The 23359-nt window shown below is 63.0% G+C and carries 16 protein-coding genes and 1 pseudogene; 6 read left to right on the forward strand and 11 right to left on the reverse strand.

Annotated features, from left to right (window positions below; all coding sequences use genetic code 11):
• Positions 1-25: 25 nt before the first annotated feature.
• From ACQ4WZ_RS10615 to ACQ4WZ_RS10640, 6 genes and pseudogenes are all read right to left on the reverse strand, one after another.
• Positions 26-655 (reverse strand): Rossmann-fold NAD(P)-binding domain-containing protein, encoded by a 630-nt coding sequence (locus ACQ4WZ_RS10615; protein WP_436573372.1) that lies wholly within the window; start codon positions 653-655, stop codon positions 26-28.
• 65 nt (positions 656-720) lie between these two features.
• On the reverse strand, positions 721-1104 hold the full coding sequence (locus ACQ4WZ_RS10620; protein WP_133991934.1) for a nuclear transport factor 2 family protein: 384 nt from the start codon (positions 1102-1104) through the stop codon (positions 721-723).
• 78 nt (positions 1105-1182) lie between these two features.
• Positions 1183-1332 (reverse strand): annotated as a pseudogene (locus ACQ4WZ_RS10625) (oxidoreductase); the annotation flags it as partial.
• 75 nt (positions 1333-1407) lie between these two features.
• A complete protein-coding gene (locus ACQ4WZ_RS10630; protein WP_436573373.1) occupies positions 1408-1992 on the reverse strand; it encodes a TetR/AcrR family transcriptional regulator in 585 nt (194 codons plus the stop codon).
• A 59-nt stretch (positions 1993-2051) separates the two neighbouring features.
• Positions 2052-3332 carry an arsenic transporter gene (locus ACQ4WZ_RS10635; protein WP_436573374.1) on the reverse strand — a complete coding sequence of 427 codons (1281 nt, stop codon included), beginning with the start codon at positions 3330-3332 and terminating at the stop codon, positions 2052-2054.
• A 121-nt stretch (positions 3333-3453) separates the two neighbouring features.
• Positions 3454-5121 (reverse strand): DUF4394 domain-containing protein, encoded by a 1668-nt coding sequence (locus ACQ4WZ_RS10640; RefSeq protein ID WP_436573375.1) that lies wholly within the window; start codon positions 5119-5121, stop codon positions 3454-3456.
• Between the two features lie 197 nt (positions 5122-5318).
• Here ACQ4WZ_RS10640 and ACQ4WZ_RS10645 point away from each other — a divergent pair, with 197 nt between their 5' ends.
• Complete coding sequence (locus ACQ4WZ_RS10645) at positions 5319-5606, forward strand: 7(1) septoil knot domain-containing protein (protein ID WP_133991938.1); 288 nt, start codon at positions 5319-5321, stop codon at positions 5604-5606.
• 2 nt (positions 5607-5608) lie between these two features.
• Here the strand turns inward: ACQ4WZ_RS10645 and ACQ4WZ_RS10650 are convergent, their stop codons facing one another.
• From ACQ4WZ_RS10650 to ACQ4WZ_RS10665, 4 genes are all read right to left on the reverse strand, one after another.
• A complete protein-coding gene (locus tag ACQ4WZ_RS10650) occupies positions 5609-5896 on the reverse strand; it encodes a hypothetical protein (RefSeq protein WP_436573376.1) in 288 nt (95 codons plus the stop codon).
• Between the two features lie 172 nt (positions 5897-6068).
• Positions 6069-7448: an efflux transporter outer membrane subunit gene (locus ACQ4WZ_RS10655; RefSeq protein ID WP_436573377.1), complete on the reverse strand. Its 1380-nt coding sequence runs from the start codon at positions 7446-7448 to the stop codon at positions 6069-6071.
• Entirely contained in the window at positions 7448-10594 is a 3147-nt protein-coding gene (locus ACQ4WZ_RS10660) for a multidrug efflux RND transporter permease subunit (RefSeq protein WP_436573378.1), read from the reverse strand. Before ACQ4WZ_RS10660 ends, ACQ4WZ_RS10655 begins: the two co-directional genes overlap by 1 nt.
• Positions 10595-10638: 44 nt before the next feature.
• The gene (locus ACQ4WZ_RS10665) at positions 10639-11802 is read right to left on the reverse strand and encodes an efflux RND transporter periplasmic adaptor subunit (RefSeq protein ID WP_436573379.1); all 1164 of its coding nucleotides are present in this window, start codon (positions 11800-11802) and stop codon (positions 10639-10641) included.
• A gap of 133 nt (positions 11803-11935) precedes the next feature.
• Here ACQ4WZ_RS10665 and ACQ4WZ_RS10670 point away from each other — a divergent pair, with 133 nt between their 5' ends.
• Both ACQ4WZ_RS10670 and ACQ4WZ_RS10675 read left to right on the forward strand, forming a co-directional pair.
• On the forward strand, positions 11936-12688 hold the full coding sequence (locus tag ACQ4WZ_RS10670) for a response regulator (RefSeq protein WP_436573380.1): 753 nt from the start codon (positions 11936-11938) through the stop codon (positions 12686-12688).
• Entirely contained in the window at positions 12688-13773 is a 1086-nt protein-coding gene (locus ACQ4WZ_RS10675) for an ATP-binding protein (protein ID WP_101481025.1), read from the forward strand. Before ACQ4WZ_RS10670 ends, ACQ4WZ_RS10675 begins: the two co-directional genes overlap by 1 nt.
• Here the strand turns inward: ACQ4WZ_RS10675 and ACQ4WZ_RS10680 are convergent, their stop codons facing one another.
• Positions 13774-14661 carry a LysR family transcriptional regulator gene (locus ACQ4WZ_RS10680; RefSeq protein WP_133991947.1) on the reverse strand — a complete coding sequence of 296 codons (888 nt, stop codon included), beginning with the start codon at positions 14659-14661 and terminating at the stop codon, positions 13774-13776.
• Between the two features lie 114 nt (positions 14662-14775).
• Here ACQ4WZ_RS10680 and ACQ4WZ_RS10685 point away from each other — a divergent pair, with 114 nt between their 5' ends.
• The 3 genes from ACQ4WZ_RS10685 (at position 14776) to proA (ending at position 23353) form a co-directional block, all read left to right on the forward strand.
• A complete protein-coding gene (locus tag ACQ4WZ_RS10685; RefSeq protein ID WP_133991949.1) occupies positions 14776-15780 on the forward strand; it encodes an aldo/keto reductase in 1005 nt (334 codons plus the stop codon).
• A gap of 107 nt (positions 15781-15887) precedes the next feature.
• Positions 15888-16526 (forward strand): NAD(P)H-dependent oxidoreductase, encoded by a 639-nt coding sequence (locus ACQ4WZ_RS10690; protein ID WP_353657524.1) that lies wholly within the window; start codon positions 15888-15890, stop codon positions 16524-16526.
• A 269-nt stretch (positions 16527-16795) separates the two neighbouring features.
• Entirely contained in the window at positions 16796-23353 is a 6558-nt protein-coding gene (gene proA / locus ACQ4WZ_RS10695; protein WP_436573381.1) for an anti-phage protein ProA, read from the forward strand.
• The last annotated feature ends 6 nt before the right edge of the window (positions 23354-23359 follow it).

A 23359-nucleotide genomic window follows, 5' to 3' on the forward strand; every position in this document is an offset into this window, starting at 1 on the left:
AATGGAAATTAGTCGGCTCCGCCCTTCACAGCAGATGTTCCGACGTCACCACATGCACGCCTGGCGCAGCGGCGATGGCCGCCTCCAGCAAGGCACGGGCGATGCGCGGTGCGGGATTGATGCGCCAGCGGCGCGGCAGCACGGGGCCCAGCACACGCAGGAGGCGCAAGGCGGCGCCCTCGCCCGCCCGGGCCACGTCGCGCTCGCCGCCGATCAGGCCGGGGCGCACATGCGTGAGGGAGGCAAAGCCCTGCGCTTCCAGGTCGCGTTCCAGCTCGCCCTTGACCCGGTTGTAGAAAAAGCGCGAAGCGGCGTTGGCGCCGGCGGCGGAGTTGAGCGCATACGTGCGCGTGCCGGCCGCCAGTGCCAGGCGCGCCACGGCCAGGGGATAGTCGTGGTCGACGCGCATGAACATCTGCCGCGTGCCGGCCACCTTCATGGTCGTGCCCAGGGTGCAGATGACGGCATCCGCCTGCCACCAGGGCGCGTCGGGCGGCAAGTGATCGAAGTCGACGACGGGCGCTTCCAGTTTTGGATGCGTCGGCAAAGCCTTGCGCGCTGGCGCCACAACCTTGCTGACGCGCGCATCCATCAGCGCCAGGCGCAGTACTTCGCGGCCCACCAGGCCGGTGGCGCCTATCAGTATCAGTTTCATTCCTTCTCCCCGCATGCTCGACGCCACACGATACAGCATCTGATGCCCCTGTACCCGCCTGTGCGTCAGGCGCCTGCGTGCGTGTGATAGATTTTGCTGACGATGCTCCACTCGCCTTGCACCTTGAGCAGGTTGAAAAAGTCGGTGAAGCGGAAACCCGAGATATCATCCGTGTCGACGCGCGCACTGGCGGCCGTGCCCACGATATCGACGCGCACGATAGCCGCCTGCGCCTGCGGCGATGGCCGGAAGGCACTGTCGATGATCTCGAACAGGCCCTCGATAGGCCCGCCCGTCAGTTTATCTTCGCCATCGACGCCGAAAATGGTGGCCTGGCTGCTGAAAGCCGGGCGCATGATGCTGCTGTCGGCCTGCGCGCCGCCCGCATTGTATCGATTCAGCACGGCGACAATCGCCTGGTAATCCTGTACATAAGTGGTGTTGTTCATGTTGCGCTCCCTAGTTGGGTGAAAAAGAAATCAGTACGGGCTTGCGAGCCAGTCGGTGTAGCCATGGGCGCCACCACCGTAATACGCCTCGCGCGGCGCCACGGCCAGCGCCACGCCATCGTCGTCCATGCGGCTGCGCGTCAGCGGCGCCATGACGATGCGGTTCGCCAGGGCCAACGCACCCAGTTTGACGGGAGAAAACAAATCGCTTTCATGCTGCTCGATCATCGTATTGCTTTCATGTTCTGTGAGAAAAAACCGACATAACTGACCGGTCGTCTAGTTTGTGATTAAAAAAAACGGCTACGACAGCAGCCGTTGCGTGGTCACCATCGCCGAGTCGAACGGCCCGCCGCTCCTGGCGACCTTGACCATCAGGGAAGCGCCCAGCCACAACTGGTAAAGGGACTCCGCCAGCATCCGCGCCGGCGTCGTCGTCGCCACGGAACCGTCGAGATGGCCCGCTTCCACGCACAGCGTCAGGCGTTCAAGGATGGCGCCCGTGCCTCGCTGCAGCACGGCGCCCATGTCCACCGACAAGTCGCACACTTCGGCACCCAGCTTGACCACCAGGCATTTGCCTTCCGGCGCGCTGCTTGCCTGGGTCGCGCTCCAGTTGTCAAAATAGGCCAGCAGGCGCTCACGGGCATTGCCAGGCCCCGCCAGCAAGGCGTCGACCGTCTGCAGATAGCTGCTGAAATAGTCATCGAGCAAGGCTTGCCCAAACTCTTCCTTCGACTTGAAATAATAGTAAAAGGAACCTTTCGGCACGCCGGCCGCCGCCACCAGTTCCGCCAGGCCCACGGCCGTGTAGCCCTTCTCTGCCATCAGTGCCTTGGCGATATTGATCAGGTGCTGGCGCATGTCAGCGGAGGATTTTTTGCTCATGCGGCCAGTATAGCAACAAATCTGACCGATCGTCTAGTAAACGATATTCGCCTCTGGCATCACGCCAGGCGCAGCGCCAATGCCGCCAGGGTCACCAGCAGCACGGGCACGGTCAGCACGATGCCGACACGGAAATAGTAGCCCCAGGAAATGTGGATATCCTTGCTGTCGAGCACATGCAGCCACAGCAAGGTAGCCAAGCTGCCGATAGGCGTGATCTTCGGCCCCAGGTCGCTGCCGATGACGTTCGCGTAGATCATTGCTTCGCGCACAGCTCCCTGCGCCGTCGTGGGGTCGATGGCCAGCGCGCCCACCAGCACCGTCGGCAGGTTGTTCATCACGGAAGATAATAACGCCGTGAGCACGCCCGTGCCCATGGCCGCGCCCCACACGCCGTACTGCGCAAAGTGATTCAGCATGCCCGTCAGGTAAGCCGTCAAGCCCGCATTGCGCAAGCCATACACGACCAGATACATGCCCAGCGAAAAGACAACGATATGCCACGGCGCATGGCGGATCACGTGGCGCGTGGAAATCACGTGGCCCTTGGCCGCCACGCCCAGCAGGAGCGCGGCGCCCGCGGCGGCGATCAGGCTGATCGGCACGCCGAGGTGTTCCTGGGAAAAAAAGCCCACCAGCAGCAGCGCCAGCACCACCCAGCCGGCGCGGAAGGTGGCCAGGTCGCGAATGGCGGCGTCCGGGCGTTTCAGCTGCGTCACTTCATAGTCGCGTGGAATATCCTGGCGGAAGAAGAGCAGCAAGGCCGCCAAGGTTGCCAGCACGGCGACGACGTTGACGGGCACCATCACAGACGCGTACTCGGCAAAGCCGATCTTGAAGAAATCGGCCGAGACGATATTCACCAGGTTCGACACCACCAGCGGCAAGCTGGCCGTGTCGGCGATGAAACCGGCCGCCATCACGTAGGCCAGCGTGGCCCTGGTGGAAAACTTCAGCGCCCGCAACATGGCGATGACGATGGGCGTCAGGATCAGCGCGGCCCCATCGTTGGCGAACACGGCGGACACGGCGGCGCCCAGCAAGACCAGCAAGACAAACAACTTGCGCCCGCTGCCGTCACCCCAGCGCGCCACGTGCAAGGCGGCCCATTCAAAGAAGCCGGCCGCGTCCAGCAGCAGGCTGATGATGATCACGGCGACGAAGGTGCCGGTGGCGTTCCACACGATATGCCAGACGACGGGGATGTCGCCCCAGTGGATCACGCCGGCCAGCAAGGCGACGCAAGCGCCGATGACGGCGCTCCAGCCGATACCCAGGCCGCGCGGTTGCCAGATGACGAGGATCAGGGTAGCGAGAAAGATGAGGAAAGCGGTCAGCATGCGGCTAGGGTCCCGTGCGATGCGGCATCGCGGGCACCATGCGCCGCAGCCTGTGAATGTCAACAATAATTCCATAATACTGGAATTATTGAATGGATGCAAAGGCTGCGGCGAAGCTGCCCTATTTCAGTGCGATGGCGATATCGCTCAATCCCACCGTCCCATTGCCGATAGCCGACAGGGCCGGCGTGGCCGCACCGCCGCTCAGCACCGCCGCCCCCGTCGCCAGGTCGATGCGGTACAGCGAGCTGGGGCCGCCGGCCGCCGTGCGCAGGACCGCCAGTGCCAGCCCGTTGGCGCCGCCCGCGATATCGAAGCCTACGTCGCCCGCCACGGCGACACCGAGCGCGCCCGGCAACCCCACATTGACCAGGGTGCCGTCATTCGGCGGGTTTTGCAGCGCGAGACTGGCGCTGGCCGTGTCGATATCGAACAGCATGGTCGTCACCGTGCCCGCAAAGCTGTTGGTATAGGCCGCTGCCGTAACGACAGGCGCCGTACCCGCCCGGTTGATGGCGCCATCGGTGGTGGTGGCGCCCGTATCGACATTGATGCGGAGGCTTTGCCCCGTGTTACCGATCACGCGCAGGCGGTCGGCGACAGGGTTGAAATCCACGCCAAAGGCAGTGCCGGCAATGGCCGTGTATGGCGCGCTGGCGTCCGCCGCGTCGGCCGCCAGCGTCGCCTTGACGGTGACGGCGCCCGTAGCCGGGTCGATGGTGACGATACGGCCCGTCGAGGATATCCCGTACAGCAGGCCATCCTTGGGACGAATGTCAAAGCCCAGCAGGCGCTCGCCCGCCGCCAGGCCCGTGACGGCCACGTTGGCATCGAGCGTGTTTGGCGTAGCCGTCTTGAAGGTAACGACGCGGCCATCGTCCGTCAAGCCGTAGGCGACGGGCGCCGCCAGCGGCGTCAAGGCGATGCCGCGCAGCTCTTCCGTCACGCCGATGGCCGCTACCAGGGTCGCCGGGGCGCTGGCCGCCGCCAGGTTGACGCTGTACAGATTGCGCGCACCGGCCACCGTCATGACGGCGTAGCCCGTGTTCGTGCGCGCATCGATGTCGAAACCGGCCACCGCCGTGGCGGTGACGCCCAGCGGCACGGCGCCGGCCAGGGTGCCGTTGTTCGGCGGATTTTGCGTGTACAGGGTGGCGTTGACCCCATCGATGACAAATAAAGTGGTGCTGGCCGTGCCGGCGAAACTGTTGGTATAGGCGGCGGCCGTGATGGCGGTGCTGGCCACGCCGCCATTAATGTTGCCATCCGTGGTGGTGGCGCCCGTATCGACATTGATGCGCAGGCTCTGGCCCGTGTTGCTGACGATGCGCAGGCGGTCGGCGACGGGGTTGAAATCGACGCCAAATTCCGTGCCGGCCAGCGCCGTGTAGGGCGCCGTAGTGTCGGCCGCATCGGCCGCCAGGCTGGCTTTCACGGTGGCGGCGCCCGTGCTGCCATTCAAGGTGTAGATGCGGCCCGTGCTGCCGACGCCATACAGCTGGCCATCGGCGGGCCGGAAATCGATGCCCAGCAGGTTTTCCCCCGCCTGCAAGCCTGTCACGGTGACCGCGCTGCGAATGGTGCCCGGCGCGGCGCGGTCGAACGACAACAGTTTATTGCTGGCCGTTAGCACAAACACGTCGCCCGTGACGACCGCTGGCGGCGGGGGCGGCGGGGGCGCGACGACGACATCATCGTGGCTGTCGCCGCCCCCGCAGGCGGACAAGGTGATGGCGACGGCCGAAGCGAGCAACAGCTTGGCAAATGGCAAGGATGGCAGTGTGGACATGAGCGTGACTCCGGTAAGTGAGTGAATGGAAGTGCCGCCCAAGCCGCTGTTGCAGCGAGCGCACCCCGGTACTACCCCCCATGCGCGCTTTTGGATGCAGCGGTGGAAAAAAAGTGTCTCCACCGCCGTTTTTGATTGTCGTTAAGCAACATAATCGATGTATAGTCGCAGGCACGATTGAAACAGGGGGCAGGACAGTGGCGCGCATCTTTCAGACCAACAACATGGCCGAAGCCGACTTGCGGGTGGCCATCGTGCCGCGCGGCAACGCCGACTTGTTCGTGCACCGCGTTGCCAGCCTGGGCCTGGCGCATGGCGACGCGCAGTGGTTCATCACCCGTGAGCGCCAGGATGCCACGGCCAGCGTGTATTTCACCTCGCAAGGCTTTGCGCAGCTGACCATCTGTTTTGTCGACCAGGCCAGCGAAGCAGGCTGGGCCAGGCCACATCGGTACAAGGGCTGCCTGTCGCACGGCGGCGCCTGACATCAGGCGGAGGAGCGCGTCATGGATTTGATTTTGCTGGAACCCGCCAACCCTGACCTCGTGTTCGGCAAGGCGCCGAACACGAGGTCAGCAGTGGCAACGATGCCATCTGGGGCGATGGCGCCACATTCCAGGATAGGACGAACTGCATGGAACTGGTTTCGCTGCACCAGGGCCAGGGCATACAGCAGCAGTGAACGACAGACGTCAGCAACGCGGCGCGCACACAGGGGCGCCCCGTCATCGCCATCGCCCTGCGCGACGCCCTGATCAGCGAAATCGAGTTGCAAACCCATCCCAATGACATGCCGAACGAGCAGTTCAAGCTGCGCTTGACGGAAAGCCTCTGGACCTACAGCCTGCACCAGGCGGACGGCCAGCCAGCAGCCAAACACACGACGGGCTGGAGCCTGGCGCGCAAGCGATCGATCGGGGCGTGTACGGGCCAGGCCCGCGCAGCGACTACTCTTCCAGCCCTCCCCCCAGCGCCTTGTACAGGGCCACGGCCGACTTGAACTGGTCGCGCCGCACGTCGAGCAAGGTTTGCTGGGCCGCATAGGACTGGCGCTGCGCATCCAGCAATTCCAGGCGACTGTCCTGGCCCGCGTCGTAGCGCAGCTGCGACAGGCGCTGGCGCTGCTGCGCCGCCACCACCACGCGCTGCTGCGCATCGATTTGTTGCGCATACGTGGCGCTGCCGGCCAGGCCGTCGCGCACGTCGCGAAACGCCGCCTGGATCGCTTGCTCGTACTGCAGCACGGCCACGTCCTTGCGCAGGCGCGACAGTTGCAGCTCCGCGCGCAGCTGGCCGCCCTGGAACAGGGGCTGGGTGATTTGCGGCGCGAACGACCAGCTGCGCGCGCTGCCACGGAACAGGTCACCGAGTTCCGGGCTGGCCATGCCCAGCGACGCCGTCAAGGATAGACGGGGGAAGAAGGCGGCGCGGGCGGCGCCGATTTCCGCATTTGCCGCCACCAGCGTGTACTCGGCTTGCAAAATATCGGGCCGGCGCACCAGCAAGTCCGACGGCAGCCCGGGCGGCAGCTGCGTCAGCACGGGCTGGCCGTCGAGTGCGCGGCCGGCCGGCAAATCTGCTGGCAGGGGCGCGCCCAGCAGCAGCTCCAGGTTGTTGCGCGCCAAGGCGCTGGCCCGCTCCCGGGCCTGCACATCCGCTTCCGCCGTGGCGGCCTGCCCTTCGGCCTGCGCCACGTCCAGGCCACTGCCCTGCTGCGCGCCGTGCAGGCGCTGCGTCAAGATCAAAGCCTGGCGCCAGTCGGCCAGGGTTTGCCGGGCCAGCGCCAGTTGCTCTTCCGCCAGCCGCTGTTCCAGGTAGGCATCGGCCACGGCCCCGATCAGGGCCATGTGCGCGGCGCGCTGGCCCTGCTGCGTGGCCAGGTAGCGGGCAAACGCGGCGTCCGACAGGGAACGCAGGCGGCCGAACAGGTCGATCTCGAACGCGCTCATGGCGATGCCCGAAGTGAACTGATTCTGTGTCACCGCATCGGTGCCGCGCTGGCGCACACCGCCCGCATTGGCGCCGATGGCCGGAGTGCGGCCCGCATCCTGGATCTGGTACTGGGCCCGCACGGCTTCCACGTTCAGCGAGGCCACGCGCAAGTCGCGGTTGTTTTCCAGTGCGATGTCGACCAGGCGCTGCAGGCGCGCATCGAGCAGCATCTGGCGCCAGCCCAGGTCGGCCGCAGTGTCAGCCATGCCTGGCGCCACTGGCGGCGTCGCCTCATAACTGGCGGGAATGGGCGGCGCCGGCTTGACCAGCGGCGGCGTCAAGGAACACGCCGACAAGGCCAGCGCAGCCAGCGGCGTAATAAAAAATAAACGCATTACAACTCTCCTTCCACCGCCTTGACGGCGATGCGATTACTGCGTTTGTTGAAGTACCTGCCCATCTTGTCCACGGCGCCCAGCACCACGACAAAGAACACGGGCACGAAGAACACGGCCAGCACGGTGGCGGTGATCATGCCGCCGAACACGCCCGTGCCGATTGCATGCTGCGTCTCGGCGCTGGCGCCCGTGGCCAGCATCAGCGGCACGACGCCCAGCGCGAACGCCAAAGACGTCATCAGAATCGGGCGCAGACGCAAGCGGGCCGCTTCCACCGTCGCTTCGACCAGCCCCTTGCCCTGCGCCTGCAACTGGCGCGCATATTCGACGATCAAAATGGCATTCTTCGCCGACAGGCCGATGATCGTGATCATGCCCACCTTGAAGAACACATCGTTCGGCATGCCGCGCACCATCACGGCCAGCACGGCGCCAAGCAATCCCAGCGGCACCACCAGCATCACGGAGACGGGAATCGACCAGCTTTCATACAGGGCCGCCAGCACGAGGAAGACCACCAGCATCGACAGCGCCATCAGCATGGGCGCCTGCGAGGCCGATTCCTTCTCTTGCAGCGACTGTCCCGTCCACGCCAGCGTGAAGCCGGGCGGCAGCTGTTTCACCAGACGTTCCATTTCCAGCATGGCGTCGCCGCTGGACACGCCGGGCGCCGCGCTGCCCGAAATGCGCGCCGCCGGATAACCCTGGTAGCGCACCAGTTGCAGCGGCGATTCGCTCCACACGGGGCGCACCAGCTCGCCCAAGGCCACCATGCCGCCCGCGTTGTTGCGGATGCGCAAGGCCAGCACGTCGTTCAACTGCATGCGCGCGGCAGCATCGGCCTGGATGATCACTTGCTGCATGCGGCCAGCATTCGGGAAATCATTGACATAGGTCGAGCCCATGGCCGCCGTCAGCATGTCGGCGATGGCTGTAAATGACACGCCCAATGCCTCGGCCTTGGTGCGGTCGATATTGAGGCGCACGCTGGCGCCGGGCGGCAAGCCGTCCGGATACACGCCCGCCACCTTGCTGCTTTGCGCGGCCAGGCCCAGCAACTGGTTCTGCGCCGTCTGCAAAGCGTTGATACCCTGGTTGGCGCGGTCTTGCAGGCGCAGGGAAAAGCCGGACGAGTTGCCCAGTTCATCGATGGCGGGCGGCATCAGGCTCATGATCACGCCCTCCTTCGCCTGCGACATGGCGGCCTGCGCCAGCGCCACTTCTTCCTGCGCCGTGGCGCCCTTGCGCTCTTTCCAGTCCTTCAGCATGGTGAACGCCAGGCCCGCATTTGGTCCCGCGCCGGAAAAGCTGAAGCCGAGGATCGATTGATTCACCTCAATGCCGGGTCGCGTGGCCACGTGCTGCTCATACAGTTTGACGACATCGAGCGTGCGCTCCATGGTGGCGTCGGACGGCAGCTGGATCGAGGTGATGAAATAGCCCTGGTCTTCCTCGGGCAAAAAGGCCGATGGCAGCTGCATGAAGGCCACGCCCAGCGCCGCGACGATGGCGCCATACAGCACCATCGAACGGCCGGCGCGTTTCAGCATCGCCACCACGCCCTTTTCATAGCGGGCCGTCATGCGCTCGAACTGGCGGTCGAACCACAGGAAGAATCCCTTTTTATCGTGGTCGTGCGGGCCGATCGGTTTCAGCATGGTGGCGCACAGGGCCGGCGTCAGGGTCAGCGCCAAAAACGCCGAAAACAGGATCGACACGGCCATGGCCAGCGTAAACTGGCGGTAGATGGCGCCCACGGAACCGCTGGCCAAGGCCATGGGGATGAACACGGCAGTCAGCACCAGAGTGATGCCGACCACGGCGCCCGTGATTTCGCGCATTGCTTTCGACGTCGCTTCCTTTGGCGACAAGCCTTCGGTGGCCATCAGGCGCTCCACCGCCTCCACGACCACGATGGCGTCATCGACGATGATGCCGATGGCCAGCACCATGCCGAACATGGTCAGTACGTTGACCGAATAGCCGGCCAGCAGCATCACCGTAAAAGTGCCCATCAGGGCAATCGGCGCGACGATGGCGGGAATCAGCGTGTAGCGTATCTTTTGCAGGAACAGGTACATGACAAGGAACACCAGCACCATCGCTTCCAGCAAGGTGACGATGACCTTTTCAATCGAGATTTTCACGAACGGCGCCGTGTCGAACGGCACCGAGTACTTGATCCCGGCAGGCATGGTGTGCGCCAGCTCGGCCATGCGCGCACGCACGGCCGCCGCCGTCTGCACGGCGTTGGCGCCCGGCGACAGCATGATGGCGGCACCAGACGCGGCTTGTCCGTTTTCGCGGATGCTGAAGTTGAAGCTTTGCGCCCCCAAGGACACGCGCGCCACGTCGCCAATCGTCACTTTCGAGCCATCCGCATTCGCGCGCAGCACGATGGCGGAAAATTCGGCCGGCGTTTGCAGCTGGCCCTGCACCGTCAGCGGAATGGTGACACGCTGGCCTTCGACGGCGGGCGAGTCGCCCAGGCGGCCGGGCGCAATCTGCGCATTTTGCTGCGCGATGGCGGCCGTCAGCTCGCCCATGGCGATGTTGTACGATACCAGTTTGGCCGGGTCCACCCAGATGCGCATGGCCCGCTCGGAGCCGAACAGCTGCACCTTGCCCACGCCGGGAATGCGGCGCAGTTCTTCCGTCACATTGCGCGCCAGGTAGTCGCCCAGCGCTACTTCATCGTGCTGGCCATTCTCGGAGATCAAACTGACGATCATCAAAAAGCCCGACGACGCAGATTCCACCGTCAGGCCATTTTGCCGCACGGCTTGCGGCAGGCGCGGTTCGATGGCTTTCAGGCGGTTTTGTACATCCACCTGCGCCATTTCCGGATCGGTGCCGGGCTGGAAAGTGACGGTGATCGAGGCCGAACCCGACGTATCGGTGGACGACTCGAAATACAGCAGGTGCTTGACGCCAGACAGCTCGCGTTCAATCAGGCCCACCACGGAATCGTTCATGGTTTGCGGCGTGGCGCCAGGGTAGTTGGCGCTGATGCTGACGCTAGGCGGCGCCACGGAAGGAAAGCGCGCAATCGGCAATTGCGGTATGGCGATCAGTCCGAACAGGACGATGAAGACCGCCACCACCCACGCAAAGACGGGGCGGTTGATGAAAAATTGAGGCATGTGATTAAACCACTTTCAGTAAGTACACTTTCAATGCGTACGGGTCAGCGCACGGCGCTGACGGGAGGTGCTTTGGCAACGGCGGCGGCGCGCTTCCACGGTTGGGGCGCGGCGGTGGCGCCTGGTTGCAAGCGTTCCTGGCCTTCGATGACGACGGTTTCACCTGCCTTCAATCCGCCGTTGACCACATACTGGTGCTCGACCACGTCGCCCACGGCAATCGGTTTCAGGCTGGCTTTGTGCGTGTCATCGAGCACCCAGGCCTGCGCCTGGCCATCGCTGCTGCGCAAGACGGCTTGCTGCGGCACGAGCACGCCATTTGCCTGCACGGCGCGGGCGATGCGGGCTCGCACGAACATGCCCGGCAAGAGCTGGCGCTGCGGATTGTCGACCAGCACGCGGATGACGGCGTCGCCCGTGCCCGCATCGACGCTGATGCCCGAGAACAGGATGCGCCCCGTCACGGGATGCGGCTGGCCGTCCGCGCCCAGGATCGTCACGGGCAGCTTGTCAGCGCCTCCGTTGCCTGAGGCTTGCAGCGCTGCCAGCGCGGCGGCTGGCTGGCGCACGTCGACATACACCTTGTCGATTTGCTGGATGCGCGCCATCGGCGTTGCATCGGCAAGGCCCACGAGCGCGCCTTCGGTCACCAGTTCGGAGCCGATGCGCCCGGCAATCGGTGCCTCGATACTGGCAAAGGCCAGGTCCAGGCGGCGGCGCGCGAGGCTGGCCCGCGCCTGCGCCACGGTGGCCACGGCTTGCTCGCGCTGGGCGACTGCATCGTCATATGCCTGGCGGCTGATGGCGTCCGCCTCCACCAGCGGTTTCAAACGGTCGGCCTGGCTGCTGGCGCGGTTCGCCGTGGCCACCGCATGCTGCAGGGCGGCGGCGGCCGAATCGACTTCCGCCTGGAACGGCGCGGGGTTGAGCTGGAACAGCTTCTGCCCCGCCCTCACTTCGGCGCCCTGCTCGAACTGGCGACGCAGCACGATGCCGCCCACCTGCGGGCGGATATCGGCCGTGCGGAAGGCGGCCACGCGGCCCGGCAATTCGTCGCTGAGGACCACGGGCGCCGCTTGCAGCTTGAGCACCGTCACGGCGGCGGGCGGTGCGGCGCCTTCTTCCGGCGCGGGTTTGGAACAGGCGGCAAGGCTGAGCAGTGCCGCGGCGATGAATATGTTTTTCCTGGCGAGGTACTTGACTGGCATGACTTTTCTCTATGGCGGATCCCAACCGGCGGTCCGGTCGACAGATAAGCGCAGCATAAAAGCCTTGCGTGGATGTTTCGTCAAAGAAATGTGGAGATTCGATGGAGAGCGCGAAGAATGCTAGACTATTTATATGAACTATCATCACAGCGCCACGCAGCCCTCGTTTCTTGCCACCACACCCCCTTCCGCCCTCGTCCTGATCGCTGAAGATGAACCGCAAATCGCCCGCATCCTCGCCGGTTATCTGGAGCGAGATGGCTACCGCACGGCCTTCGCCCTGGACGGCCAGGAAGCGCTGCAGCAGCACCTGGCGCTGGCGCCGGACCTGCTGCTGCTCGACGTGCAAATGCCCAAGGTCGATGGCTGGGGCGTGCTGACGGAAGTGCGGCGGCGCGGCGAAACGCCCGTCATCATGCTCACGGCGCGCGACCAGGATGCGGACAAGCTGGCCGCCCTGCGCGTGGGCGCCGACGACTACATCATCAAGCCCTTCAATCCAGCCGAAGTGGTGGCGCGCGTGGCGGCCGTGCTGCGCCGCTCGCGCGTGCGCCACCACCCGGTGGGCGGCCAGCGCCTGCGCTGCGGCCCCATCGAGATCGACCAGGAAACGTATGTGGCCAGCGTGCTGCGCGAAGGCGCGCCCCAGCCCCTCATGCTCAGCCTGACGCTGACGGAATTTCGCCTGCTGGCCCACCTGGCGCGCACGCCGCGGCGCGTCTGCAGCCGCCTGGAATTGCTGGAGTCGTGCATGCCCGAGAGCAATTCGCTGGAACGCACGGTGGACAGCCATGTCAGCAAGCTGCGCAAGAAGCTCGAGGAAGCGGGCGTCATGAACATGCCGGCCAGCCTGCGCGGCGTAGGTTACCGGCTGGAAAGCGACTGATGCGCTTCACAGGCTTGAACCGGCAGATCGTGCTGTCGATGTCCGTGCTGATGGTCAGCAGCATCCTGCTCATCTGGATGGGTTCATGGATCTTCTTTGCCGTCGCCTTCAAGATCGACCCCAACATGCTGTCCGAACCCGACGACTGGTCGCCCAGTACCGTCGAGTGGCTGTGGATCTTCGCCATCACCATCTTCGGCTTGCTGCTGGCCGCGTTTTTCGCCATCAAACTCGCTTCGCGCATCCTGAAACCCATCAATTCGGTGATGGACAGCGTGCGCCGCGTGGCGCATGGCGACCTGTCCGCGCGCGCCTTCGCGGGCGACCGCAGCCTGGGCGAGACGGCCATGCTGGTCGATGACTTCAACAGCATGGCCGAGCGCCTGCAGCGGGCGGCCAAGGAAAGCGAGACGTGGAATGCCGCCATCGCGCACGAACTGCGCACGCCCGTGACCATCCTGCGCGGCACCTTGCAGGGTGTGGTCGACGGCGTCTTCAAGCCCGAAGAAGTGCCGTTTTCCAGCCTGCTATCGCAAGTCGAGGACCTGGGCCGCCTGATCGAGGACTTGCGCACCCTGAGCCTGGCCGACAGCGGCTACATGCAGCTGCGCATGGCGTGGACGGACCTGACGCTGGAAATCGAGGAAGTGGGCCGCCTGCTGGCGCCGGACATGGAAGCGGCCGGCTTTTCCCTGCAGTTGCACCTGTCCGACCATCCCGTCTGCTGCGACGCCGCGCGCATCCGGCAAATCGTGCTGGCCCTGCTCGACAACGCGCGCCGCTATGCGCATCCGGGCCTGCTGCGCCTGCGCACCCGCGTACAGGCCGGCCAGTACTACCTGAGCGTCGAGGATGCGGGTCCCGGTATTGCCGAGGAACTGGCGCCGCACGTGTTCGAGGCGTTCCGCCGCGGCGACAGCGCGCGTGTCGACCTGAACGCGGGCAGCGGCCTGGGGCTGGCCGTGGTCGAAGCCATCGCCCGGGCCCATGGCGGCAGCGCGGTGTGCACGCGCGGCAAGGCGGGCGGCAGCCTGTTTACGATCAAGTGGCCGGTCGAGCATGGCGCGCCGCCGGCCACCGGCTGACTACACCGGCGGCGCACGCAGCATGTCGACAAAGGCGCGCAATACGGCCGGCATCTGCCGCCTGCTGGGGTAATACAGGAAGTAACGGGACGGCGGCGGCAAGCAGCGCTCCAGCACATTGACCAGGCGCCCCGCCGCGATATCGGCGCGCGCATCGGCCTCGTACACATACGCCAGTCCCGCGCCATCGCGGGCCGCGCGCAGCATCAGCTCATCATCGTCGAATACCAGCGGACCGCTGACGGCGATGCTGACGGCTTCCCCCTCCTGCCCGAACTCCCACGCATACTGGCGCCCGCTGGGAAAACGCCGACCGATACAGGCATGCTCCAGTAGCGCGTGCGGCGTGGCCGGTGCGCCATGCGCAGCCAGGTAGGCGGGCGACGCCACCACCAAGAACGGTTGCGGCGCGCCCACAGGCACGGCAATCATATCGGCCGCCACCTGCTCGCCGAAGCGGATGCCCGCGTCAAAACCGTCGCGCACGATATCGATCATGCCGTCATCGGTAACCAGTTCCACTTGCACGCGCGGATAGCGGGCCACAAAACAGCTCAGCATGGGCGCCAGCAGCAGCCGCGCGGCCGGACGGGGCACGTTCAGGCGCAGCTTGCCTGCAGGCACATCCTGCAAGGTGCTCAGGTCCAGCAAGGCATCATCGATTTCGCGCATGGCCGGCGCCAGGCGCGCCAGCAACTGCTGCCCCGCCTCGGTCGGCGTGACGCTGCGCGTGGTGCGGTTCAGCAGGCGCACGCCCAGGCGCTCTTCCAGCGTGCGCAGCGCATGGCTCAGGGCCGAGGCGGACACGCCCCGTTCGAGGGCCGCCTTGCGAAAGCTGCGCAGGCGGGCGACGGCGGCAAAGGCCGTCAATTCATTAAGGTCAGCCATGATGGAGGAAAAAGATTAATGAGCCATATTCAGTAATACATGTAGAATAAGTGATCTTATCGCATGCTGTTGCTTCGTCCATACTCATTGCATCTTTTTTGACGAGGAATGGAAATGGAATACAGAACATTGGGCAAGTCCGGCTTGCGCGTCGCCCCCATCGGCCTGGGCTGCATGGGCATGAGCTTTGCCTACGGCGGCGCCGACGAAGCCACCTCGCTGCGCGTGCTGCACCGCGCCGTGGAACTGGGCGTCACCCTGATCGATACGGCGGAAGTCTACGGCCCCTACGCCAACGAAGAGCTGGTGGGCCGCGCCCTGAAGCAGCTGCGCGGCAAAGTCAAGGTCAGTGTGGCCACCAAGTTCGGCTTCAAGATCTTGCCCCACGGCCAGGGTGTGGAACGCATGGCGGGCGTGGACAGCCGCCCCGAGCACATCGTCCGCGCCGTGGAAGCATCGCTGTCCAGGCTGGACATCGAGTGTATCGACCTGCTGTACCAGCACCGCGTGGACCCCGCCGTGCCCATCGAGGACGTCGTGGGCGCCATGGCCGATCTGGTGCGCGCGGGCAAGGTGCGCAACCTGGGGCTGTCGGAAGTATCGGCCGCCACCCTGCGCCGCGCCCACGCCGTGCACCCGATTGCGGCCGTACAATCCGAGTATTCGCTGTGGAGCCGCGACGTGGAAGCCGAAGTGCTGCCGGCCTGCCGCGCGCTGGGCGTCGGCTTCGTCCCCTACAGCCCGCTAGGCCGGGGCTTCCTGACGGGCCAGCTCACGTCCAGCGCCGCACTGGCGCCGGATGACTACCGCCACAGCCTGCCCCGTTTCCAGCCGCTGGCGATGGCGGCCAACGCGCACATGATTGCCGAGCTGCAGCGCCTGGCGGCGGCGCGCGGCGCCACAGCGGCCCAGCTGGCACTGGCCTGGCTGCTGGCCCAGGGCGCCGATCTCGTGCCCATTCCTGGCGCCCGCAGCGTGACGCACCTGGAAGAGAATGTGGCTGCTGCGCAGATCACCCTGAGCGAAACCGAACTGGCCGCCATCGGCGCCGCCTTTGCGCCCGCCAGCGTGCAGGGCGCGCGCTATCCACAGCATGAGCTTGCCATGCTTGGCCTGTAGACAACCCCGTTTGAGTGCGCTATACAAGTTCTTTGGCCCTTTGCACTTGAAATGCCTGAATCCGCTATCATTTCCAATCTGAACTATTCATTATGAAAGGGACTTACATGTCCGATTTGCTCGAAACACTGCAATGGCGCTACGCCACCAAGAAGATGGACCCGACGAAAACGGTGCCGCAAGACAAGGTCGAGCGCATTCTGGAAGCCGTGCGCCTGACAGCCAGCTCCAGCGGTCTGCACCCGTATGAAGTATTCGTCGTGACGAATCCGGCCCTGCGCGAGCAGATCAAGCCGCATGCATGGAACCAGTCGCAAGTGACAGACGCCTCGCACCTGCTGGTGTTTGCTGCCTGGGACAATTACACGGTTGAACGCATCAACAAGATGTTTGACCTGGTCAATACCGTGCGCGGCTTCAAGAACGAAGGCTGGGAAGCCTACCGCCAGCAAATCCTGGCCACGTATCCGCAGCGCGATGCGGAAACCAACTACCAGCACGCGGCGCGCCAGGCGTATATCGGCGTGGGCACGGCCCTGATCGCCGCGGCGCAGGAAAAAGTCGATTCGACGCCAATGGAAGGTTTTGATCCGGCCAAGGTCGATGAAATCCTGAATCTGCGCGAAAAAGGCCTGCGTTCCGTCGTCATGCTGCCGCTGGGCTACCGCGCCGACGAGGGCGACTGGCTGGTGGACCTGAAAAAAGTGCGCCCTGCGCGCGAGCAGTTCATCACCGAGCTGGCGTAAGCGCCTGGCCCGTGACTGAAAAGCGGATGCCCTCACCGGCAGCCGCTTTTTTTCATGGCAGCTCACCCGTGTCCAGTGATATTACCGCGGCAGCGCAGCGCGGGCACGTCGCTGCAAGAACACACTACCGGAACCGAATGTCAACGAAGTGAGATTTGGTGAGTAATTGTCTCTTTCCAATGTGTTAATGTCGTTCGATGAATGTCTCTATAGCAAATTGATTTGTAAAATAGATACGAAATTCATCGAATTCATTAACGGGGAAGTACGTGGAACAAGTAGAAGACCTGGCGGAACAGCCCGTCAAAGCAACATCTGAGTACGCAATTCGCATATCAAATGCCAGCAAGCTGAACCTGGCAGACTTCCAGAACTCCATTCCTCTGCTGCGTGAACTGGCCATTGTCAACGATGGTGGTGGCGAGATCACCGACTTGCGGTTGCGCCTAGAATCGTTTCCTCCGTTTTTGAAATCGAAAACCTGGTTGATCGATGCCTGTCAGGCAAAGTCCAACTACGACATCAAGGACTGCGATGTGCAGCTGGACGGCATCGTACTGGGCAAACTGACCGAAGCCGAGACCTCGACAATTACATTGACACTGGTTGGCAAGGCAGGCTCGGCCACGGAGCGCGTGCTAGCGACTGAAGAGCGCAAGGTCGAGCTGTTGCCGCGTAACCAGTGGGGGGGGCTGTCCCACCTGCCCGACCTCGTAGCGGCATTCGTGCAGCCAAATGAGCCGGCAATCGACCGGTTGCTCAAGCAGGCCGCCGAGGTATTGCGGCAGGCGGGAAAAAGCCCGGCGCTGGATGGTTATCAGGGTGGCGCAAAACGGGCATGGGAGCTGACCTCGGCACTGTGGACAGCCGTGGCAGGGCTGGGATTAGACTATGCACTGCCACCAGCAAGTTTCGAGCACCGGGGCCAGAAGGTACGCAGTGCAGCACAGGTGATGGACGCACGCATCGCCACCTGTCTCGACCTGACGCTGATGTTTTGCTCAGCGCTGGAACAGGCGGGCTTGAATCCCATTGTGATATTCACGAAGGGTCACGCATTCGCTGGCGTATGGCTACGCCAGGAAGAATTTTCCACAGTGGTTGTCGATGACGTGACGGCCATCCGCAAACGCATTAGGTTGAAAGAACTAACCCTGTTCGAAACGACACTGGTTACCTCGCGGCCGGCACCATCCTTTACGTATGCCACCGATCTGGCCGCCAGTCAGGTCGCCGAACAGGCCGAAGAACAATTCGAGCTGGTGGTTGATATCCGGCGTGCCCGCATGCAACGGATCAAACCGCTTGCCAGTGGTGCAAGCCAGGTCATCCTACCACCCGCCGATAGCACGATGAAAGCAACTGCCACCACGTTTGATGATGGCGCACCTGATTTGCCGGACTCCGGGATGACGACCGAGGCACCCGGTTTCGATCCGACGGACAGGCTGGCCCGATGGCAACGCAAGCTGCTTGATCTATCGCTGCGTAACAATCTCCTCAATTTCAAAAGCGGCAAGAAATCTCTCAGAATCGATGCACCGGAACCTGGCATGCAGGAGGATGTGCTGTCCGACGGTGCACCGATACGCCTGTTGCCGAGACCGGACCTGATGGATGGGCAGGATCCGCGCAACCAGGCAATACACGAACAGCGCGCACGTGAAGATGTACGTCGCGAACATGCCCTTGATGCACTGAAACGACGCGAGGTATTCGTCAGCGTGAACGAACAGGAGTTGGAGACCCGGCTCGTCGATCTTTACCGTAGTGCCCGCACGGTGTTGCAGGAAGGGGGAGCCAACACGCTGTTCCTGGCACTAGGTTTTTTGAACTGGACACGCGATGACAAAGCGGGACAGAAGTGCAAGGCGCCGTTGATCCTGATTCCAGTGTCGCTGCAGCGCAAGAGTGCGCGCTCCGGCTTTACCTTGTGCCTGCATGAAGACGAACCGCGCTTCAATCCAACGCTGATCGAGATGCTGCGGCAAGACTTCCATCTCAACCTGGGCGTCACTGATGGCAAGTTGCCGCAGGATGCAGCAGGACTTGACGTCGCGCTCATCTGGCGTACCGTCTCGCATGCCGTGCGGGACATCAAGGGCTGGGAAGTGTCAGACGAAGTGGTGCTAGCTTCGTTCTCGTTTGCCAAATACCTGATGTGGGTCGACCTAACGCAGCGCACGGATCAGTTGCGCCAGAGTCCGGTCGTGCGCCACCTGATCGACAGTCCGCGCGAGCCCTATCCGTCCACGGTAGCGTTTCCGCTGCCGAAAGAACTCGATGCGCAATTTTCTCCTGACAAGACTTTCTGTCCACTTCCTGCCGATTCATCGCAACTCTCGGCTGTCATGGCTGGAGCCAAGGGCAAGAATTTTGTACTAATCGGGCCACCGGGCACAGGCAAGAGCCAAACCATTGCCAACCTGATAGCCCAGTGCCTAGCCGAGGGAAAACGAGTGTTGTTTGTATCGGAGAAGATCGCCGCACTCGATGTCGTGTACCGGCGCTTGCGCGAGGTGGGTCTAGGCGAGTTCTGCCTCGAACTGCACTCGAGCAAGGCACGCAAGCTCGATGTGATCACCCAGCTCCAAAGGGCTTGGGAGGCCCAGGGCGCGGTTGATCCCGAAGAATGGCAAGCGCAGGCGGTCAAGTTGAAGCGGCTGCGCGACGAATTGAACCAGTATGTCGCTCGACTGCACCATCGACATCGTAATGGCCTGACAATTTACAAGGCGATCGGCATCGTGGTCGATGGCGAAGATGTACCTAAACTCGATCTTTCCTGGTCCGCAGCCGATACGCACGACCATACCCAGCTTGAGGCCATGCGCGAATTGACTACCCGATTGGAGGTCAATGCCGGGGCGGTTGGCGCCCACGAAATACTCAACGGGCCGCTGATGGCAGTCGGGCAAGCGGACTGGACACCTTCCTGGCAGCAGGCATTCATCAGCGCGACGAAAGCGGTGGCGCCAGCAGCTGAAGAACTACAATTGGCCATCACCAGTTTTGAGAATGCAACAAGTCTTGCGGGCTTGCCGACTGGCCGGCGCGCGCGCCTGGCAGTGGCCGATCTCGCGCAAGCGCTGCCCGATGCCTTTGGCCGTCAATGGGGCTTCGTGTTCCGGCCTGACGCACGCGAGCTGCTGACTCATCTGCGTGAAGGATACCAACTGCTTCTCCAGCATCGTAATCTGAGTGAGCACATCCGTCCTGCATGGACCGAATCCGTCGTCGCCCGAGGCAAAAAAGCGCTGGCGCTGCTCGACGAGCGTGACCGCGTGATGTCGTTGCTGGGCCAACCCTGGTCTGACGATATTCAAGCCGAGTTAGAGAAAGGATTGCAACTGCTCGACGATCTGGCCGCGAGTGTAAGCAGCCTATCCGTGCAATATGGCGAGCAGGTGGACGCACTGAACGTGCACCAGCTGCAACGTGGCTGGGTCGAAGCAGAACGCAGCGCATGGCCCTTGTCGTGGATGCGCAAGCGCCAGATCACCAAAGTACTGACCGATTGCGTGACCGGCGAGGGTGATGCCGATGTCGCGCGTGACCTGCCTTTGTTGGTTCGTATCCGTGAAGTGCGGTCCACAATCGACAAGGTGGAAATGGGTCCGGTGAGCGAAGGAATCTGGGCGGGATTGAAGACCCGCCATGACTTTGTTCAGGCGGCGCTGCGCTTGCAACATGTGCTGGGGCAGGCACGCCGGCAAGAAGCCTGGAATGACCAGGGATTTGACATCATCGAGAGCGGGCGTTGTGGCAAGTTACTTGCACTGGAGTTGGAGCGCTTGCGGCAACTGCGCGCGCTGAATACCGAGATCACGGATATGCAGCCGCTGGCAGCAGAGACAGACGGACTGTGGGATGGTCAGGCGACACGCCCGCATCTGCTGGCAGCAGCCATGCGCTTTGCACTTGCCTTGCGCGCTGTGCAGGACGCCGGCGCACTGCAAGGCGAGCATGACGAGGTCGCGGCGTCAGACTGTGGCCCGGCTCTGGCAGCTGACTACCAGCATGTGCGTCAACGCGCCATTCTTGAGGAAAAGCTACGCACATTTGATTATCTGCGCGCCTCGACCGGCGGCACTTGGGCAGGCCTACAGACACGCGCAGACGACATCGACTGCGTGACAACCTTCCATTCGGTGCTTACAGCTGCAATTGCCAACCTGGCCGAGACAGTCGAAGACGCTGGCGTGCTGCGTCAGGCATTTGAACAATTGGTGGTTGAAGGCAACGCATTACTAACACCGTCCGGTGTACTGGCCAGCACCGGCGCGCAGTATCGCGCCGCGCTTGACGCCTTGCAGTCCGTGCTCGCAAGTCTTGCCAACGTCGGCACATTCAGCGAAGGCGGCGCCATGCCGTTCAACGAGCTGCCATTGAACGAGTTGATCGCCTGCTGCAAGCATATCGTTGCCGCAGAACCACGCCTAAAGGCTTGGTGCGCGTGGCGCAAGGTACGCACTGAAGCGCTGTCGTTGTCGCTGACGTCGCTGGTCAACGCAATGGAGAACGGCAGTGTGCAGCCAGCAGAAGTGCTGCGTGCCTTTGAAACTAACTATAGCCGCTGGTGGCTCAATCAGGCTGTCGACAACGAAACCGTTATCCGCAACTTCGTTTCTGCCGAGCATGAAAAGCGGGTCGGAGACTTCCGCGCACTTGACCGGCAATTTACCGACGTCACGCGCGCGTGGGTGCGCGCCTCGCTGTGCGCCGGCATGCCACGCTCTGAGGACGTTACGCGCCAATCGGAATGGGGCGATCTGCGTCATGAAATCAACAAGAAGAAGCAGCACATGCCATTGCGCGAGCTGATACAAAAGATTCCCTCTGTGCTGGGCAAGCTGGCGCCATGTCTGTTAATGAGTCCGCTATCGATTGCCCAGTACCTGGCAGCCGATGCCAGTGCATTTGACCTGGTGGTGTTCGACGAAGCATCGCAGATTCCGGTATGGGATGCGATAGGTGCCATGGCGCGCGGCAAGCAGGTAGTGATGGTGGGAGATCCCAAGCAGTTGCCGCCGACCGCTTTTTTTGATCGCGCCGAATCGTCGGACGATGACGGGGATGTCGAAGGCGACCTGGAAAGCATCCTCGATGAATGCATGGGGGCGAACCTGCCGACAATGAATCTGGCCTGGCACTATCGCAGCCGCCACGAATCCCTAATCGCGTTTTCCAACCATCGTTACTATGGCGGCGGCCTGGTAACATTCCCATCACCGGTCGCCGATGACCGTGCCGTCAGTTTCCATCACGTGGATGGTGTGTATGAGAAAGGTGGCGCGCGCATTAACAAGCGCGAAGCGAAGGAGCTGGTGGCCGATATCGTTGCAAAGCTGCGCGCGCCGAACTTCAAGGATTCAAAACTGACGATTGGCGTCGTCACCTTCAATACCGAACAGATGAACCTGATCGAAGACTTGCTTGACGAAGAGCGCCGCAAGGACCCATCGCTGGAGCCATATTTTTCGGAGACTGAACTCGAACCTCTGTTTATCAAGAATCTGGAATCGGTGCAGGGTGACGAGCGCGATATCATCTACTTCTCGCTCACCTATGGCCCAGACCTGGCAGGTGCGGTTTCGATGAACTTTGGTCCGATGAACCGCGATGGCGGCGAGCGCCGGCTGAATGTCGCGATCACGCGCGCGCGCCAAGAGTTGCGAGTGTTTTCTAGTCTGAAGCCGGAGCAGTTCGACCTGTCTCGCACGCAAGCCGCTGGGGTGCGAGACCTCAAGCACTTTCTGGAGTTTGCCGAACGTGGCCCGCGCGCGCTGGCCGAGGTGACCAAAGGTAGCTTGGGTGGCTTCGACAGTCCATTTGAAGAAGCAGTGGCATCAGCGCTGGCCTCTCGTGGCTGGCTGGTGCATACCCAAATCGGCGCATCGTCATTCCGGGTGGACTTGGGCGTGGTGCATCCCGATGCGCCTGGCATCTATCTGTGCGGAGTCGAGTGCGACGGCGCTACCTACCATCGCTCGGCAACGGCGCGCGACCGGGACATGTTACGTGAACAGGTATTGCGAGGTTTAGGCTGGGAAATCGTGCGCATCTGGTCTACCGACTGGTGGATAGACCGGGCAGGTACACTTGAAAAGACACACGCGGCATTAGAGCGCTTGCTAGAATTGAGCCGGCAACGGCGCAGTAAGGTAGCGGAGCGAGAGGCGGCTGATGCTGAGGCAAAGGAAATCCTAGCCAAGGCGGAAGCAGAAACGACGGCGTCCACAGAAATGATAGAACTGACAAGACCCGTTCTTGAGATCCAATACGCCTCACGTGTTGTAACGGGTCAGGTTCTTGACTCGACGATCATCCCGCAATCTGACATGACTAGCCCTGCACCGGTAGGCAGCATGAACGCCGACGCTTTCTTTGATGCATCCTACGATGGCCATCTTCAACAGATGATTGAACAGATCGTTGATCTCGATGGACCATCACGCGACACCGTACTGGCGCGCCGGATCGCACGGGCCCACGGTTGGCAGCGTACGGGCACGCGCATTCAGGAGCGCGTCACCTCGATAGCGCTGTCATGTCTGAAATTCACGGAGGAGGACGTCGGCATGTTCTTCTGGACACGTGACCGAGAGCCTGAGCTACCTACTCTGTTCAGCCACGACGGAAAAGGTGGGCGCAGCGTGGACGAAATTTGCATGGCGGAACTCATATCCCTCGCCCAACTGGTCGCCAGAGAAGGTTGGGCTGGCGACGATGCGGTGACAGCGATGGCAAAACGACTTGGCATGCATCATGTTCGGGCCAGCGGCCGCAAGAGGCTAGAGACCGCGCTTGACAACGCTATCAGCTAGAGTAGG

The sequence above is a fragment of the Janthinobacterium darwini genome, assembly GCF_051380905.1.
In the GTDB taxonomy this organism is placed as follows: domain Bacteria; phylum Pseudomonadota; class Gammaproteobacteria; order Burkholderiales; family Burkholderiaceae_D; genus Janthinobacterium.